The organism is Acidimicrobiia bacterium, assembly GCA_036396535.1.
Taxonomy (GTDB): domain Bacteria; phylum Actinomycetota; class Acidimicrobiia; order Spongiisociales; family UBA5794; genus DASWKR01.
In genome coordinates, this window is sequence record DASWKR010000065.1 from 43,964 (window position 1) to 61,047 (window position 17,084).

At 69.7% G+C, this 17,084-nt stretch carries 16 protein-coding genes; 11 read left to right on the forward strand and 5 right to left on the reverse strand.

Going from position 1 to position 17,084, the window contains the following annotated elements; translation table 11 throughout:
* Nucleotides 1-3 precede the first annotated feature (3 nt).
* Nucleotides 4-504 carry a GNAT family N-acetyltransferase gene (locus tag VGC47_11815; protein HEX9855989.1) on the reverse strand — a complete coding sequence of 167 codons (501 nt, stop codon included), beginning with the start codon at nt 502-504 and terminating at the stop codon, nt 4-6.
* A gap of 44 nt (nt 505-548) precedes the next feature.
* On the opposite strand from VGC47_11815, the gene rbsK reads away from it, so the two are divergent.
* The gene (gene rbsK, locus VGC47_11820; protein HEX9855990.1) at nt 549-1,439 is read left to right on the forward strand and encodes a ribokinase; all 891 of its coding nucleotides are present in this window, start codon (nt 549-551) and stop codon (nt 1,437-1,439) included.
* Between the two features lie 8 nt (nt 1,440-1,447).
* On the opposite strand, the gene VGC47_11825 is transcribed toward rbsK, so the two are convergent.
* Complete coding sequence (locus VGC47_11825) at nt 1,448-2,653, reverse strand: glycosyltransferase 87 family protein (protein HEX9855991.1); 1,206 nt, start codon at nt 2,651-2,653, stop codon at nt 1,448-1,450.
* A gap of 54 nt (nt 2,654-2,707) precedes the next feature.
* Here VGC47_11825 and VGC47_11830 point away from each other — a divergent pair, with 54 nt between their 5' ends.
* The 6 genes from VGC47_11830 to VGC47_11855 all read left to right on the forward strand — a co-directional run bounded on the left by VGC47_11830 (nt 2,708) and on the right by VGC47_11855 (nt 10,443).
* Nucleotides 2,708-3,649: a nucleoside hydrolase gene (locus VGC47_11830; GenBank protein HEX9855992.1), complete on the forward strand. Its 942-nt coding sequence runs from the start codon at nt 2,708-2,710 to the stop codon at nt 3,647-3,649.
* 104 nt (nt 3,650-3,753) lie between these two features.
* Nucleotides 3,754-3,975: a hypothetical protein gene (locus VGC47_11835; protein HEX9855993.1), complete on the forward strand. Its 222-nt coding sequence runs from the start codon at nt 3,754-3,756 to the stop codon at nt 3,973-3,975.
* Between the two features lie 98 nt (nt 3,976-4,073).
* Nucleotides 4,074-5,030 (forward strand): hypothetical protein, encoded by a 957-nt coding sequence (locus VGC47_11840; protein HEX9855994.1) that lies wholly within the window; start codon nt 4,074-4,076, stop codon nt 5,028-5,030.
* Nucleotides 5,027-6,763, forward strand: a complete 1,737-nt coding sequence (locus tag VGC47_11845; protein ID HEX9855995.1) for an ATP-binding protein — start codon at nt 5,027-5,029, stop codon at nt 6,761-6,763. The genes VGC47_11840 and VGC47_11845 overlap by 4 nt, the downstream gene beginning before the upstream one ends.
* A gap of 10 nt (nt 6,764-6,773) precedes the next feature.
* A complete protein-coding gene (gene sbcD, locus VGC47_11850) occupies nt 6,774-7,946 on the forward strand; it encodes an exonuclease subunit SbcD (protein HEX9855996.1) in 1,173 nt (390 codons plus the stop codon).
* Nucleotides 7,933-10,443 (forward strand): SMC family ATPase, encoded by a 2,511-nt coding sequence (locus VGC47_11855; protein HEX9855997.1) that lies wholly within the window; start codon nt 7,933-7,935, stop codon nt 10,441-10,443. The genes sbcD and VGC47_11855 overlap by 14 nt, the downstream gene beginning before the upstream one ends.
* Before the next feature lie 6 nt (nt 10,444-10,449).
* Here VGC47_11855 and VGC47_11860 read toward each other — a convergent pair whose 3' ends face one another.
* The 3 genes from VGC47_11860 to VGC47_11870 are packed head-to-tail and all read right to left on the reverse strand — an operon-like array spanning nt 10,450 to nt 12,958.
* Entirely contained in the window at nt 10,450-11,253 is an 804-nt protein-coding gene (locus tag VGC47_11860; GenBank protein HEX9855998.1) for an ABC transporter permease, read from the reverse strand.
* Nucleotides 11,250-12,032, reverse strand: coding sequence for an ABC transporter permease (locus tag VGC47_11865; protein ID HEX9855999.1), 783 nt, complete (start codon nt 12,030-12,032; stop codon nt 11,250-11,252). Before VGC47_11865 ends, VGC47_11860 begins: the two co-directional genes overlap by 4 nt.
* The gene (locus tag VGC47_11870; GenBank protein HEX9856000.1) at nt 12,029-12,958 is read right to left on the reverse strand and encodes an ABC transporter ATP-binding protein; all 930 of its coding nucleotides are present in this window, start codon (nt 12,956-12,958) and stop codon (nt 12,029-12,031) included. Before VGC47_11870 ends, VGC47_11865 begins: the two co-directional genes overlap by 4 nt.
* A gap of 254 nt (nt 12,959-13,212) precedes the next feature.
* On the opposite strand from VGC47_11870, the gene VGC47_11875 reads away from it, so the two are divergent.
* The 4 genes from VGC47_11875 (at nt 13,213) to VGC47_11890 (ending at nt 17,081) form a co-directional block, all read left to right on the forward strand.
* Nucleotides 13,213-14,340, forward strand: a complete 1,128-nt coding sequence (locus VGC47_11875) for a CaiB/BaiF CoA-transferase family protein (GenBank protein ID HEX9856001.1) — start codon at nt 13,213-13,215, stop codon at nt 14,338-14,340.
* A gap of 164 nt (nt 14,341-14,504) precedes the next feature.
* Nucleotides 14,505-15,650, forward strand: coding sequence for a hypothetical protein (locus tag VGC47_11880; GenBank protein ID HEX9856002.1), 1,146 nt, complete (start codon nt 14,505-14,507; stop codon nt 15,648-15,650).
* Nucleotides 15,651-15,663: 13 nt separating this feature from the next.
* On the forward strand, nt 15,664-16,101 hold the full coding sequence (locus tag VGC47_11885) for a nucleoside deaminase (GenBank protein ID HEX9856003.1): 438 nt from the start codon (nt 15,664-15,666) through the stop codon (nt 16,099-16,101).
* Between the two features lie 95 nt (nt 16,102-16,196).
* Nucleotides 16,197-17,081, forward strand: coding sequence for an ABC transporter permease (locus VGC47_11890; protein HEX9856004.1), 885 nt, complete (start codon nt 16,197-16,199; stop codon nt 17,079-17,081).
* Nucleotides 17,082-17,084 lie beyond the last annotated feature (3 nt).

The window sequence follows — 17,084 nt, forward strand, 5'->3', positions numbered from 1 at the left end:
GGCTCAGAAGCGGAAGCTGCGGTCGTGGAGGCTCGGTCCGGCCAGCCACTCCCTGGCTGCGTCGCCCGGGATGAACATCTCGACGTGGCCGAGTGTCCGGAATCCCAACGCATGGAAGAACCGAACCGCTTCCCCATTGCGTGCGACCGGGCGCACTCCGACGGTGGCGGCGCCGCCGGCCAGAGACGCATCGACGGCGGTCGCGACGAGGGCCGCCCCGATGCCGGTGCGTCTGTGAGCGGCCGCCACGACCACGGGCTCGATCTCTCCTTCGTCACCGTCGATCAGCAGCCCGGCGAGCCCCACGACGACACCACCGGCAACAGCCACCCACGTCCCGACCCTGGTCGGCAGCGCCAGGTAGTCGTTGAAACCTGCACCGGGATCGTCACCCCCGATGTCGTCGGCGCGGTAGATCGCCCTGTGGTGCTCGGTCAGCTCTGCCCACAGAGCCCTGCATGCGTCGTGGTCCGGGTCGGCGTACGGCCGGACGGCAGCGTCCATCCGACCATTGTGGTCGACCTCGGCCTCGCCGTACCATCGCCGCCATGTCGATCGCCGTGGTCGGGAGCCTCAACCAGGACATCGTCGCCAGGGTCGAGCGGCACCCTCTCCCGGGCGAGACCGTCCTCAGCCATGGGCACTTCGTCGCCCCCGGCGGCAAGGGTGGCAATCAGGCAGTGGCGGCGGCCCGGCTCGGCCAGAGCGTGGCCATGGTGGGGAGGGTCGGCGCCGACGCCGCAGGGCGTGACATGGTTGCCGCCCTGCTCGCCGACGGGGTCGACGTCACTCACGTCCTCACGGACGAAGGGGCGACCGGGGTGGCGCTCATCACCCTCGACGACGCCGGCGAGAACGCCATCGTGGTGAGCCCCGGGGCGAACGCCAGGCTCACCGCAGCCGACGTCGAGGACGCCGCCCCGCTCGTCTCCGCTGCCAGCGTCGTCCTCTTGCAGCTCGAGGTGCCGCTCGAGGCCGTCGCCGCGGCGGCGGCGCTGGCGACCGGCACGGTGGTGCTCAACCCGGCGCCTGCCCGCCCTCTCCCCGCCTCTCTCCTCGAACGGATCACCGTCCTCGTCCCGAACCGCTCCGAGCTCGGGATCCTCGCGGGACAGGAAGAGCCGCACGACGTGGCTGCGGCGGCGGCGCTGGCGTCGCGGGTCGCGCCGACCGTGGTGGTGACCCTCGGCGAGGACGGGGCGATTCTCGTCAGGGGCGACGACTATCTGCACGTCCCGGCGCCTCCCGTCGTCCCGGTCGACACGACCGCAGCCGGCGACGCCTTCTGCGGAGCGCTCGCCGACGGCATGGCTCGGGGCCACCCGCTCGACGAGGCGGTGCGGTGGGCGGTCGCCGCCGGCGCGGCGGCGACCACTCGTTTGGGGGCGCAGCCCTCGCTCCCCTCGCGCCGCCACGTCGAGTCCCTTCTCGGCGCCTGACGATTCGATCAAGGGGCGGCCGGCTCGCTGGGGGCGCCGGCGCGCACGGAGAGCCGCCGTAGGACGAGGAGGGCCGCCGCGATGACGATCGGGGCGATCAGCAGACTGCGTCCCCCGAACCACAACACGGTCGCGAATGCGACGCCCCTGTGGGCGATCACAGCCGCGGCGACCAGCCCGAACAGGGCGACCACGTCGGGCCTGGCGTGGATGCGGGAGCGCCACAGGAGTGCCGCCGGTACCAGCAGGATCACGAGGTCGTAGTCGAACGTGTACGGCGAGATGAGCAGTCCGGCCCCGATGGCGAGCACGAAGCGGTCACTTGCAGGCACTCCCCGAGAGAACCGCCGCCAGCCGGCGACGACGACAACGGCGAGGGCGAGCCACGCCGCCCGCGCCAGAGACGCCCCGGCGAGCAGCGTGAATGTCGCCCGAGCCGTCACGTGCCTCGCAAGGCGACCCGGTTCGAGGGCGTCGGTCGACTCGAGAACGTGGGTCAGGTAGCCGGACCAGGCCGCCGGCGCCGTCAGGACGCTGATACCGATGAGGGCGGCTGCCGTCGCCGCTGCGCCGGACAGCTCGCGCCTGTGCACTCTCGGGTCGGTCACCCACAGCAGCGCCAACCCGATGGCGTACTGCGGCTTCAGGACGAGCAGGCCGCCGAGGATCCCCTGGACGACATGGAGCTGGTCGCGTGACCGGAGGTGGGCGACGAGCCCGATGATGCCGGCGGCGATGATGCTGAGTTGCCCGAGGCGAAGCGCCCAGGCGACGGGGGCGAAGAGCAGGCACAGCGAGATCCACGCCGTCGACATGCCGAGCTTGCGGAGCGCCAGCACGGCGAGGGCGACGCCGACAGACGTGACGATCAGCCAGCCCACCAGCTGGCTCAGCTCGGCGAATGTCGCCGTCAGCTGGCCGAGCATCGGTGTGAAGAGCAACTTCGGAGCGGGCGGGGGCACCTGGTAGCCGACGACGCCCGAGAGGGCTTCGAGGAATGCCTCGGGCGAGCGCACCAGGGTCCCCCCGGCGCGCACCAGGCTTCCTGCCGCCTGGATGGTCGCCGAGTCGGCCGCCCAGCCGTAATCCCAGAGATCGACGACATTCAGACCATCGGGCGCCCTGCGTGTCAGCCAGTCGACCCATTCGAGCGCCTGGACGGCCAGCGAGAGCGCCAGGGCGGCTGCGCCCCAGCGGCGGACGGCATCTCTCACCGCCGGCCTGCAGGGGTTCTCGGCTCTCGGACCACGCTCCTAGTCTCGTCGGCTGTGAGCGGGCGACCAATCATCATCGACACCGACCCGGGCCAGGACGACGCCGTCGCCATCCTCGTGGCACTCGCCTCGCCGGAGCTCGACGTGCGGGCGATCACCACCGTTGCCGGCAACGTCCCGCTCCCGCTCACGACGAAGAACGCCCTCATGCTCTGCGAGCTGGCCGGGCGGACCGACGTGCCGGTGCACGCCGGATGCGCCGGGCCCCTCGTGAGGCCGCTCTTCACCGCCGAGTACGTGCACGGGCCGACCGGTCTCGACGGAGCCAACCTCCCCGATCCGGTCACCACCCCGGCTCCCGGCCACGGCGTCGACGCCCTCATCGACATCGTGATGGCGTCCGACGACGTGACGATCTGCCCCCTGGGACCGCTCACGAACGTCGCCATGGCCATGGTGAAGGAGCCGGCCATCGTTTCCCGGATTCGAGAGATCGTCATGATGGGGGGCGGCTTCTTCGAGGGCGGCAACGTGACGCCCGCCGCCGAGTTCAACATCTACGTCGACCCGCACGCCGCTCATCGGGTGTTCCGGAGCGGTGTCCCCATCACGATGATGCCGCTCGACGTCACCCACAAGGCGGTGACGACCCCCGACAGGATCGAGGCGTTCCGCAGGCTGGCGACCCCGGCCGGCACTGCCGTCGCCGGGATGCTCGACTTCTTCGACCGCTACGACATCGAGAAGTACGGATCGGAGGGAGGGCCGCTGCACGATCCATGCGTCATCGCCTACCTCCTCGAGCCCGACATCTTCTCGGGCAAGCCTTGCCATGTCGAGATCGAGATCGCATCGGAGGCCACCATCGGCATGACCCTGGTCGACTGGTGGGGCGTGACCGGCAGTGAGCCGAATGCGCTCGTCATCGGCGACCTCGATCCCGACCGCTTCTTCTCGCTGCTCGTCGACAGGATCGCCACCGTCGCCCATGACTAGACCGATGCCGCGTATCACGAATGACCCTGGGGCGTCGGCTCTGCGCTGATACCGTGTTGCCCGGTGGGCTCATCTGGGCAGAGTCCTCGTCAGGGGGTGGGGGTATGTCATACGAGACGGCGGCCGCGCTCGTCACAGGCACGAAGTCATGTGAGCGATGCTCCGGTGACATGGTGAAGCTGGAGATCGGGACCCGGCTGTCGGTGCACATGCCGGGGGACACGCCCGAGGCGTACTGGACGGCGACCCCTCTCGACAGCTGGACGTGCACGGACTGTGGCAAGACGGACCTGTTCGCCAGGAACCCTCGGATCTTCAAGCGTTAGCGGACGGCTCAGCGAAACGCCTCGTGCCGCCCGGCCGCCCGCGGCCGTCTTCCGCGTAGAACGCCTTCCTGTCACACCCCGTCGGTACCATCGGCCACATGGCTAGATTGCACGTCGAGGGGTGGGCGCCTGAGTACGGCAACCCGTTCGACCCCGATCCCGAGCTGCTCGACGAGACGAAGGTCGACGAGGCCGTCGAGATAGCCGGGCGATGGGACCCGATCGACGGACAGGACGACGGCGTCGAGGTGATCGCCTTCGTCGACGGAGTGCGTCGGGTCGACGCTCGGCTCGTCCTCGACGATACCTCCGGCCCGGTCCCGGGAATCTGCGGGTCGTTCGGCGTCGGAGCCGTGCTCTGGGACCGCGCCCGGGAGATCTCCGAGTTCGAGTCGTGCCTCGTTCACCGGCTGGCCCTCTTCGGCTCCGGGAGGGGCCACCCCTTCCCACCCGTCTCGCCGGAGCTGACGTACTCCAGCGAGTCGGTCGCCGAGTCCGATCCGGCTGCATTGATCCAGCGCTTCCACGGGGCGATGCGCAAGGCCGAGGCGGTGCTGTCCGAGCGGCTCGCCCAGCAAGGGCTCTTCGTCGTCGCCGACGGTCCCATCAACGACCTGTCGGCGACCGAGAAGGTGGGCTACATCAAGACCCACCGGGCGCCCTACCTCTCGGAGGTGGCTCTTCCCGTCGTGGGGCGCTTGCGCGCCGGCCAGAGGACCCCCCTCTTCCTCATCGGTGCAGGGGGCGCCTACCCGCGCTACTCGTGGTACTTCAAGCTCGCCGACCTGCCGGGCGGTCACTCGTGGACGGGCGTCGTGCGCGGGGAGCTCTCGAGCCACCTCGATCTGGCGACGGCCGTCAACGTCGCCAACCGGGCGACGGCTGTGCTCCCGCTCGTGGGGTCGCAGCCGCACCGGGACCCGAGAGCGCCGCAGAACCTCGTTCCGATAGCCGCCCTCGAGCGCCGGCTGCGCCGGCTCCTCGGTGATGGGACATTCGTGCACCGCCAGCTACGGTCTGCAGTGATGCGCGACCTCGCAGGATCGGGGCGATGACCGAGCGATCACAGAGCGTCAGCGGCGTCGGCCGCGTCATGGGCGTGCAGCACTCGACGACGAGCGAGTTCCGCGTTGCCCTCGACGACGACGACTATCTCCAGCTCGACGACCTCGTCGTTGTCCGCACCCAGGTGCCCAAACAGGGGGAGGTGCGCACCTACGGGATCGTCACCGAGGTGGAGGCGAAGCACGAGGGCGCCCAGTTCGAGAGCGACACCCACCTCATCGGGGCGGGCGTGCTCCCCGGCCAGAAGGTGCGGTCCGCCCAAGTGGCCGTGACGCGGGTCGAGCCCGAGATCTGGGTAGCCCCCGACCCGGGGGAGATCGTCGAGCGGGCGTCCGGCGAAGCCAGGGAGAAGGCCCTCTACGTCGACGAGATGGCCCGCCCGCTCCCCATCGGCATCGGCAGGGACGGCGAGCCCGCCTACATCGACCTCGACTTTTTCGACGGACGCAAGGGCGGGCACATGTCCATCAGCGGCATCTCCGGCGTCGCCACCAAGACGTCGTTCGCTCTGTTCTTCCTGCGGCTGCTGAGCGGCAGGCCCGACGTCGTCGGGGAGGGAGCCGCCAACCTTCGGGTGCTCGTGTTCAACGTGAAGGGCGAGGACCTGCTGTGGTTGGACAAGCAGAACAAGTACTTCGACGACGACGCCGCCCTCCGCTGGGAGCGGCTCGGTGTGTCGCCTGCTCCGTTCCCGTCCGTCTCGTTCTGGGCGCCCCCGGCGGCGCGCAGCGGCGACGTCGTCGTCCCGGACACGGGAGGGAGGCAGGTCGGTGTCGACGCCTTCGCCTGGACCCCGCGCGAGTTCGTCGAGGAGGGTTTGCTGCGGTTCTTGTTCACCGACTCGAACGACGCCCGCAACCAGATCCCGTTCATCGAAGAGCGGGTTCGCTCACAGCTGGCCAGGTACTCCGTCGACGTGGCCGGCGAGCCCGGCGCCGTCGTTCTCCGAGACCCGGCAGAGGGCCACAAACCGGGCGAGTTCGTCGGCCCGAACAAGGGCGAGCGGGTGATCCGCGACCTACGCGGCCTGGTCGAGGCGATCGAGGAGTTCGTCGAGCCGGAGGATCACGAACCGGACCAGCGGTGGACGGGACGAGCCCAGGTCGGGACCATCTCGGCGTTCATGCGGCGCCTCCATGCCGCTGCGCACCGGCTCGGGCATCTCGTGAGGGCCGGCGAGAGCCGCCGCATCGACCGCCGGGCATCCCAGGTGACCGTCGTGGCGATCCAATCGCTGCACGACCTCGGGCAGCGGTTCGTCGTCGGCGCCCTTCTCGCCGAGACGTTCGCCGAGAAGGAGCAGACGGGCCAGCGCCTCCCGCTGTCTGTGATCGTCCTCGACGAGTTGAACAAGTACGCCCCCCGCGAAGGAGCCAGTCCACTGAAGGACATGCTCATCGACATCGCCCAACGGGGCCGGTCGCTCGGTGTGCTCCTCGTCGGCGCCCAGCAGACGGCGAGCCGAGTGGCGCCCGAGGTGATGGAGAACGCCGCCATCAAAGTCGCCGGCCGGCTCGACGCAGCCGAGGCGGAACGATCCGAGTACGGGTGGATGCTGCCGTCGACCCGGGCGAGGGCACGCCTGCTCAAGCCGGGCACGATGGTCGTCAGCCAGCCGGCGATCCCGGTCCCCCTCGTGCTCGACTTCCCGTTCCCACCATGGGCGACACGCAAGGAAGAGGTCGCCGAGGGGAGTGACGGCGACCCGTTCCGCGGCCTGTGAGGACCGCACTATGAAGGTCCTGCACACCTCGGACTGGCACGTGGGAAAGCGGATCGGGCGGTACGACCGCAGCGCCGAGTATCGCGAGGTCATCGACGAGGTCGTGGCGATCGCCACCGCAGAGCGAGTCGACCTCGTGCTCCACTCCGGAGACGTCTTCGACCGGCCGATGCCGCCCGTCGAGGCGCTCCAGATCGCCTTCGATGGCCTCGTGAGCCTCTCGGACGGCGGCCGCAGGCCTGTCGTCGTCATCGCCGGGAACCACGACTCGCCCGGCTTCTTCGAGGCGCTCGCTCCATTCATGGCGCCGCAGAACATCCATCTCGTCGGCGAGGTCAAGCGGCCTGACGCCGGGGCGGTCATCGAGGTCGAAACGGCGGCCGGGCGCGCCGTGATCAGCTGCTTCCCGTTCCTCAGGGAGGGGAGGGTCGTCGACTTCCTGGCAGAGGCCGACGAGTGGTACAAGCACTACGCCGACCGTCTGCGCCGCATCTCCGAAGCGTATGCGACGAAGGCGGCCGAGCTGGCAGGGGCGGACGCCGTGACGTTCCTCCTCGCCCACTTCCTCGTCGGGGGCGTCAAGGTCCACGGGCACGGCGCCCCGCGCGGCGAGCGCCAGCTCCACATGGGCGAGGCATACGCGGCGACGCCTGAGGCGATCCCCCCGGGGCCGCAGTACGTGGCGCTCGGGCACATCCACGCTCCCCAACCGGTACCGGGAGCGAAGGTCCCGGCCGAGTATGCCGGTTCGCTCCTCGAGCTCGACTTCGGCGAGGCAGGCGAGAAGAAGCGGGTCGTCGTCGTCGACGCCGAGCCGGGGCTACCCGCCAAGGTCAAGTCGATACAGCTCACGAAGGGCAGACGGCTCGTGCGCGCCAGCGGAGGGTGGCAGGACCTGCTCGTCCGCGACGACCTCAGGGAGGCGTACCTCGACCTGACCGTCGACACCGCCGGACCAGACCCCGGGCTCGCCGACAGGGCCCGCACCGAGTACGACTACCTCGTCAAGGTCCGGGCGGAGTACCCGCGCCTGGAGCAGAGCTCGGGAGCCGCTCATGAGGCCCGCTCGCTCGAGGAGCTCTACGCCGACTTCCACGCCGACCGTCACGGGATCGCCGCAGACGAGCTCACCCTCGAGCTGTTCCGCGACATCATGGAAGAGGCGGCCGGTGCGCCCGCTTGAGCTGCGGATCGCCAACTTCCGCTCGTACTTCGGGGCGCCCGTCGTGTTCGACTTCCGGGGGAGGCGCCTCACCGGCATCGTCGGGCCGATCGGAAGCGGGAAGTCTTCCATACTCGACGCCGTCTCCTTCGCCCTGTACGGGCGGACCTCGACGATCGCCGGAGCCACGAAGTCGCTGATCCATCAGCGTGCCGACGGGGCGACGGTCGCCCTTCGGTTCGAGGTCGACGGGGAGGTGTGGCAGGTGATGCGCGCCCCGCGGCGCAAGGGTCAGAGCCAGCACGCCCTCGTCCACCTCGCAGCAGACGCCGACGACGCCGAGGAGCTGCAACGGGTCGTCCTCGAGGCGGACGTCAATGCCAAGGTGATCGAACTGCTCGGGCTCGAGTTCGATGCCTTCTCCCGCTCCGTCCTCCTGGCGCAAGGCCGGTTCGCCGAGTTCCTCTCGTCGCAGCCGGCGGAGCGCGACCGTGTCCTCAAGGGCGTCTTCGGGCACGATCGAATCGACGCCATGCGCGAGGTCGCCAAGGAGCACGTGCGAGCCGAGTCCGCCGAGCTCGACAGGCTCGCCGGCAGGCTCGATCAGCTCGCCCGCCTCGAGCAGCGCCTCGTCGAGAACCGTGCCGCCATCCTCGATCTCGACGAGCGCATCGAGCGCCTCCAGAAGGCTGAGCCGGCTTTCGTCGACCTCGACGAGCGGGAAGCGACCGCCAGGGCGGCAGGGGAGTCGGCACGCAAGCGCCTCGATGAGGTGGCCGCCCATGCCGTCAGGCTGCCTTCGGATGACGTCGTCGCCGGACAGATCGCCGAGGCGGAGGAGGCAGGGGCCAAACGCGCCGAGCTGGCGTCACGGCTGGACGAGGCGCAGGCCACGCTCGTCGAGGCCGAGCAGGCGGTCGAGGACGCCGAGCTGGCGGGATCGGCAGAGACCATCGAGCAGGCGGGCGCGGCGCTCGCCAGGCGCCAAGCGGCGCTCACACGGGTCAAGGAGATCGAGGCGAAGCTCGCCGAGCTCGTCGAGACGGAAGCGGCTGCTTCCCGGGAGGGGAAGCGTACCGCCGCCTCACAGGCGAAGGCCGCCGCCCGGGTCGAGTCGACGGCGGCATCCCTGGCGGAGGCGTCGAACGCCCGCCAGGCGGCGGAGGGGCGCGCCCGGGAGGCTCGCCACCTCGACATGGCGGATGCACTCCGTGCGGGCCTCGAGCCGGGCCACCTGTGCCCCGTGTGCCGCCAGGCCGTCCATGAGGTGCCCCCGCAGAGTGGCAGTGCGCTCGCCGCTGCCGAGCGAGCACTCGTCGAGGCGGGCGAGCGCCATGTTGCCGCTTCCGAAGCGCTGGCCGCCGCCGAGGCCGACGTCTCGGAGGCGCGCGATGCGGCGACGAGGGCCGAGATGCTCGCCGCCACCATCGAGGCCGAGGTCGTGGCGTGGCGTCAGCAGCGCGTCGCGGCCGAGGCGGTCGTCGCCGACATCGACGCCGCGCTGGCCTCCCTGCTCGGTGACGGGGACGCGGCAGCCCTGCTCGACGAGGCTCGAGCGTCGTTGCGGGCACTGGGCGGCGCGGCGGCCGAGGCACGCAAGGCCCTCGACAGGGCCAGGGGAGCGCACGACGAGGCGATCGTCGCCGAGCAGACGGCGGGCAGGCAGGTGGCGGAGCTCCGGGTGCTCCTCACGGACATCGCCGCCCGCCTCGACACGCAGCTGAGCGCCGCCGAGGGTGCCGCCGGTGTCGCGGCAGCCTTCCTCGAGGTCAAGGCGGCATGGTCGGAGACGGTCGCCACGCTGGGGGAACGGGTCACCGTTTCGTCCGCCGAGGTCGAGGCGGTCGGCACGGAGAGAGACAGGCTGCGAGGCGAGCTCGACATCGAGAAGGACATCGTCACCGAGTTGGGAGGGGCCATCGCCCGCTCCAAGCTCCTCGCCGAGCAGATCGACGCCGACGTAGCCGAGGTCGAGGCAGCGAGCGCCCTCGCCACCGAGCGCGAGCTCCTGATCGGGCGGATCGCCTCGCTCGAGCGGATCGCCGGTGATCTCACGAACGCCGGGTTCATCCGGTTCCTGCTCGACGACGAGCGGGCAAGGCTCGCCGACCTCGGCAGCGAGCACTTCCAGCGCCTCTCCTTCGGCCGCTATCGATTCACCGAGGACGGCAAGTTCGACATCGTCGACCTCGCCGCCGCCGACGCGGTGCGGAAGGCGGACAGCCTCTCGGGCGGGGAGACGTTCGTGGCGTCGCTCGGACTGGCGCTCGCCCTCGCCGAGATGGTGAGCGGCGTCGGCGGAAGGCTCGACGCCTTCTTCATCGACGAGGGGTTCGGGTCGCTCGACCCGGAGCACCTCGACTTGGCGATGGACGGCATCGAGGCCCTGGCGGCGGGGGAGGGCACGAGGCTCGTGGTGGTGGTCAGCCACGTGCCGGAGCTGAGACAACGCGTCGAAGACCTCATCGAGCTCGATCGCGACCCCGTCACGGGGGACACGAAAGTCCTCCGCAGCTGATCCTGTTCACGCCAGGAGCAGCTTCTCCACTCGGCGCGCCGCGACGGCCAAGCCGATGGCGGCCATCACGACGAGGTACGCCACATGGCCTGCGATGCTCCAGTCGACCGTGCCCAGCGTGAAGGCACGCAGCATGTCGACGACGTGGTAGAGCGGGGTGAAGCGGGCGACGGCCTGCAGCCAGCCGGGGTAGATCGACAGTGGGAAGAACGTCGCCGAGAACAGGAACATCGGCAGGATCGCCAGCGTGATGAGGTCGAAGTCCTGCCACGATCGCATGAAGGTCGTCGCCGCCATCCCGACGGCGCCGAACGCCAGGCCGGCGAGCATCGCCCCCGGCAGCGCCAGGAGCCCGAGAGGCGACGTGAGCAAGCCCATCACGACCATGACGATGATGAAGGCCAGCGAGTACAGGGTCGCCCTGATCTGTGACCAGGTGATCTCGCCCAGCGCCACGTCCTGCGGGCTCAGCGGGGTCGCCAGGATCCCGTCGTAGGTTCTCTCGTAGGTCAGCTTGAAGAAGATGCCGAAGGACTCGAAGACGGGGCCGTTCATCGCCGATGCCCCCAGCAGTGCCGGAGCGACGAAGGCGGCGTACGTCACGATCCTGCCGTCGACGAGGGTGATGTCGCCGACGAGCTGCCCGAGGCCGACCGTGATCGAGAACAGGTAGAACACCGGCTCGAAGAAGCCCGAGACGATCACTCCCCAGATCTGCCGGTAGACGAGGTAGTTGCGTTCCACGAGCCGGGTGGCGCGCCTGAACCCGAACCGGGTCGGGAGGACACGAAGGAAGGCGCCCGACGTCACTTGACCAGCCGCCGCTCGAGTCTCGCCGTTGCCAGGACGAGTCCACCGGCGGCCACGGCGAGGAGGAACAGGGCGTGCACCATCCACGGCCAGGCGCTCGGGGTGCCGAGCGCCGCGCTTCTCGTCAGCTCGACCCCGTGCCACAGGGGCGTGAGCCACGCCAGCGGCCTGATCCAGGCGGGGAGCTGCGTGATCGGGAAGAACGTTCCCGAGAACAGGAACATGGGCGTGATCCCGAACCTGAAGAGGGAGGAGAGGCTCGTGTCGTTCTCGAGGCCGGTCGTGAAGGCCAGGACCGCGGCGCCGACGGCGAGGCCGGTGAGAGTTGCCGGCACCGAGGCGAGCAGGGCCCGCGGCACGCTGAAGGCGCCGAAGGCCGACCCGACGAGGCCGTAGACACACACGACGAAGGCGGTGCGAGTCGTCACCCACGAGAGGTGCCCGGCCATGATGTCGCCGACCTCCATCGGCGTGGCCAGCACTCCGTCATAGGTTCGCAGCCACTTGATCCCGGCCATCACCGGCCACGAGCTGTCACCAGCCGCTGCCTGCATGGCGGTCGCCGCCATCAAGCCCGGAGCCAGGAACGCCAGGTACGTGAAGCCTCGAAGCGCCGGATCTCCCGTTCCGCCATCGACGAGGCTCCCCAGGCCGAGCCCCATCGCGGCGAGAAACATCACCGGGTTGAGGAACGAGGAGATCACGGACGCACGCCATGTGTGCCGGTACACCCTGGCCCGCGACTCGAAGTACGAGAGGGCGCCGCGAGTCGCCGTCACTCGACGAGGGACCTTCCCGTGAGGCGCAGGAACACGTCCTCGAGGCTGCTGCGCCGCGCCACGATGGTCTCGGGCGCCAGGCCTCGGGCGTGCACCTCGGCGGTGGTGGCGTCGGCGTCGTCGGTGTAGAGCAGCAAGCGATCGGGGAGCATCTCGATCCGCTTGGCGACGCCGTCGAGTTGCTCGAGCGCTCCGTCCTGGGTCCCGACCGGGAACCTCAACTCGACGACCTCGCGAGGGCTGTACTTCTCGATGAGCTGGCGCGGCGAGCCTTCGGCGACGATCTTGCCTTTGTCCATCACGACCAGCCTGTCGCAGAGCTGCTCGGCCTCGTCCATGTAATGGGTGGTGATGATCAGGGTGACGCCGTCCTGCTTGAGCCGGTAGAGGCGGTCCCAGAGGAGGTGTCGCGCCTGCGGGTCGAGACCGGTCGTCGGCTCGTCGAGGAGGAGCAGGTCCGGCTTGTTGATCAGCGATCGGGCGATCGTGAGGCGGCGCTTCATCCCGCCCGACAGCGAGCTGACCTTGGAGTCACCTCTGTCCTCCAGTTGCGCGAAGGCAAGAAGCTCGCGGATGCGCTCCCTGATGACGGAGCGGGGCAGGTCGAAGTACCGCCCGTAGATCATCAGGTTGGCGGCGACGGGCAACTCGGTGTCGAGGTTGTCCTCCTGGGGCACGACGCCGAGGCGGGCGCGGATTGCGGCCCCGTCCCGGTCCGGGTCGAGGCCGAGCACGGTGAGCTCGCCCGAGGTCACGGGGGACACGGCGCCGATCATCCGCATCGTCGAGCTCTTGCCCGCCCCGTTGGGCCCCAGGAATCCGAACGCCTCGCCCATCCTGACCTCGAAGTCGATCCCGTCGACCGCAACGAAATCGGCGAATCGCTTGGTGAGGTTGCGGGCGGCCACGAGCGGCTGGGCGGACATCAGCCCGCCAGGTTAGAAGCCCGCCGTGGCAGCTAGTGCTTCGACCAGCAACCTACGGTTGCTGGTCGAGTTTGTCGCCTGCGCCCCTAACGGGGCTTCGACTCTGCTGGTGCGGCCTGCCGGCCGCGCCTATTGCCCTGGTCGAAGCGGCAAGCCGCTCCGCCCAGTACGAGGGGGCCGGCACAAGGGCCGCCCCCTCGTGCACCCCCACCAAGCATGCGAACGTTTCTGGTCGCCGCACTAGCGTCGCAAGGGTGAGCGCCCTCGAGGGACATCGCATCATCGAGTTCGCCGCCATCGGGCCCGTCCCCCTGTGCGGCCTGATGCTGGCGGATCATGGTGCCGACGTCATCCGGATCGACCGGCCGGGAGGTTCGGGTGCCCTCCCTGCCGAGATGCTCGACGTCGCCACACGTGGCAGGCGCTCGATCGCCGTCGACCTGAAGCAACCAGCGGGAGTGGCGTTGGCCGTCGACCTGGCGGCGACCGCCGACGCGATCGTCGAGGGACACCGCCCGGGCGTGATGGAGCGTCTCGGCCTCGGGCCGGACGTCCTCCTCGAGAGGAACCCGCGGCTGGTCTACGGCCGCATGACCGGATGGGGTCAAGACGGTCCGATGGCGGCGATGGCGGGCCACGACATCAACTACATCGGCCTCGTTGGAGCACTCCACGCCATCGGGACGTCTGATGCGCCGGTGCCGCCGCTCAACCTGGTCGGTGACTATGGCGGGGGAGCCATGCTGCTCGCCTTCGGTGTGCTCGCAGCACTGCTCGAGAGGCATCGATCGGGTCGTGGCCAGGTCGTCGATGCGGCGATGATCGACGGAGCCGCCCTCCTGATGGCGCCCACATTCGGGCTCCTCGGAGCAGGCATTTGGAGGGACACCCGCGCCGCCAACACCCTCGACGGCGGTGCCCCGTTCTACGGTGTGTACCGGTGCGCGGACGGCGAGTGGATCGCCGTCGGGGCGCTCGAGCCGCAGTTCCATGCCGAGCTCATGCAACGGCTCGGACTACCCGACGAGCCCGACCGTCTCGATCCTGCCCACTGGCAGGCTCAGCGCGAGCGCCTCGCCGACGTCTTCGCCGAGCGGCCGCGACAGGCGTGGGTCGAGCTGTTCGACGGTTCGGACGCGTGCGTGACGCCGGTGCTCGCCATGACCGAGGCGCCCGGTCACCCGCACAACGTCGCCAGGGACGTGTTCGTGCCTGTCGGTGATCGATCCGAACCTGCCCCAGCGCCTCGGTTCTCCAGGTCGGCGGCATCCGTCCCGACGCCCGGTCCCAGGGTCGGAGCGGACACGGATGCCGTCCTCGAGAGCATGGGAATCAGCGGCGCGGACATCGCGATGCTGCGGTCTCGGGGAGTCGTTCACTGATCGCGGCGCCGATGAGTAGCCCACAATGGGCTGGTCATTCCGAAAGCGTGCCAATCACCCTCGAACACACCCCAGATCGGGGTATGGTGCCTGGAACACAGGGGGCAAGCATCAAGGGCCATCTTCTTGGGCGGCGTGGGGTCGTTCCCATCCTGATCCGCGGCGTGACGACCGCGGCACTCGTCTACGTCCTCCTCTCCGGCGGGGTCGCTCTGGCCCTCTCGGGGGTGCAATGCGCCCCACAGCGTCTCACCGTCGGTGCAGAAGATCGGGTGTTCGACATCGTGGCGGTATTCCCGGATTCGCCCGGCCCGACGTCCGTCGACGTGGTCACCAGCAGCCCTGGGCTGCGCGTCGTCGGCGCCCCGAGCCCTGTCAGCAACGAGACTGCCGACGGATTCGCGTCGAGCTGGAACACGCTCATCACATTCAGCCTCGCCTCCGGGGCGGCCGACGGTGACTACGTCATCACCGTCCGTGGGATCGGCGCCGACGAGACGGCCTGCACGATCGATCTGACCGTCGATACGGCTGTGGCGGAAGGGCCGATCGTCCTGCTCCCCGACGAGAGCGGCGCCCTCGGTGAGCCGGGAACCGGGCAAGAGGCAGTGGTGACGCCTGCCGGCACCGACGAGGCAGCCGCCCCGTCCGGCAACCTCGTCGATCAACTGCTCGATCGGCTCCCATCCGCCGGCCGGTTCTTCGTCTTCTTCATCGGGTTCGTCGTGGTGGGTGGCATCATCCTCTCCCTCGGCGCCCTGGCGATCAGCATCGTGAGACGAGAGTCGCCCCAGGATCTCGCCGCCCCAGAGGTTCCCGTTGTCGAGGTCGCCAGCGTCAAACGGCGCAGGTCGGAGGAGGTTGACCTCGATGACCTTGCAGCCGGCACGACGCGCCGGGCCTCACCTCTCCCCGCCGAGGAGCCGACGCCGCTGTTCGGGCCGCGGCGGCGCTCAGAGCGCAACAGGGCGCAGCGCAGGGCGGCCGCCGAGGTATCGGTTGCGCCACTTGCAGTGCCGGACGAGGCGCCGCCCCGACACGACGCCGGCGTCAGGCGGACGCCGCCCCCCCGGCGGACGGCGATCCAGCGATTCAGGACCTCCGGTGTCGGCCGGGCGTATCTCATGCGAAAGGCCCGGGCGAAGGTGAAGCGGCCATCGGTGATCAGGCGGATGCGCACCGCCATCGCCCGGGAACGGGCCGCAGCCACGGCACCGAAGTGGGATCCGAGCACGAGGCCCAGCTTGCCGGCGCCCCCGCCCGAGGAGACGTCGGACTTCGTCCCGCACTCGGTCGAGAACGCCGGCTGAGCCGACCCGGGCGATGGATCCGTTCCTGGCGGCCGCCATCGACGAGGCTCGAATGGGCCTCTCCGAGGGCGGCATCCCGATCGGCTCCGTGCTCGTGATCGACGGCCAGGTCGTCGGCCGGGGCCACAACCGCAGGGTTCAGCAGGGCAGCGTCGTGCTCCACGCCGAGATGGACTGCCTCGAGCGTGCCGGGCGGATGCCGGCGAAGGACTACGCCAGAGCGACGATCTACTCGACCCTTTCACCGTGCGACATGTGCTCAGGGGCCATCCTCCTCTTCGGGATCCCCCGCCTCGTCGTCGGGGAGAACCGGACGTTCCGGGGCCCGGAGGACCACGTGCGCTCGAGAGGCGTCGAGGTGGCAATCGTCGACGACCCGGTGTGCGTCGCGATGATGAAAGAGTTCATCGCAGCCGAGCCCGAGCTGTGGAACGAGGACATCGGAGTGTGACCCTTCCGTTCTTGCGTCCCAGCGTCGCGACTATGCGATGTGGGGACGCAAGAGCGGAAGGGACGAGGCCCTCTCGGGTCGTTAGATTCGCGGCGATGCGGGAGGAAGTCGCCGGGAGTGGCATTCGATCGCGGGCGCGCAACGCCGTTGCGGTCGTCGGCGTCATCGCCACCGTCGTCGTCGCGTGGGAGCTCTACAAGGTCGTCTGGTCGGCGCTCGGCCTCGAGGAGCCGGTGCGACCGGACGACGTCACGATGCCGCACGTGTGGGACATGGTCTTCGAGCTGTTCCGTCCGGCGCGTCGCGGAGGCGAGACGCTCATCCTGCTCCTCGGCAAGGCCTCGCTGTTCACACTCGGAGAGGCGGCGCTCGGGTTCCTCGCTGGTGCGGTCATCGGCTTCGGCCTGGGGGTCCTCTTCGTCAGGTCTGCCCTCGCCGAGCGGGCATTCATGCCGTACGTCGTCGCCAGCCAGACGGTCCCGATCCTGGCCATCGCCCCGATGGTCGTCGTCTGGGGCGGGCGCCTCGCCATCCCCCAGTGGATGTCGGTCGCCATCATCGCCACCTACCTCACCTTCTTCCCCGTGGCGATCAACACGCTACGCGGCCTCCGCTCGCCGGCCCCCACTGCGCTCGAGCTGATGCGCTCGTATGCGGCGTCACCCAACGAGGTCCTCTGGAAGCTGCGGGTGCCGGCCGCCCTGCCCTACATCTTCACCGCCCTCAAGGTCTCGGCGACGGCGTCCGTGATCGGTGCGATCATCGGTGAGCTGCCCACCGGGATGCGCGACGGCCTCGGGCGAGCCCTCCTCGACTTCTCCTCCCGGTTCAGCGTCCAGTCCGAGAAGCTGTACGCGACCGTGATCGTGACCGCGTTCGTCGGGATGCTCTTCGTTGCGATCGTCGGATTGGCGGAGCGACGGATCGTCGTTGCGACCGGAAGCGGCGAGCAGGCGGCTGCGAACCGGGTCCCGGGATAGGAG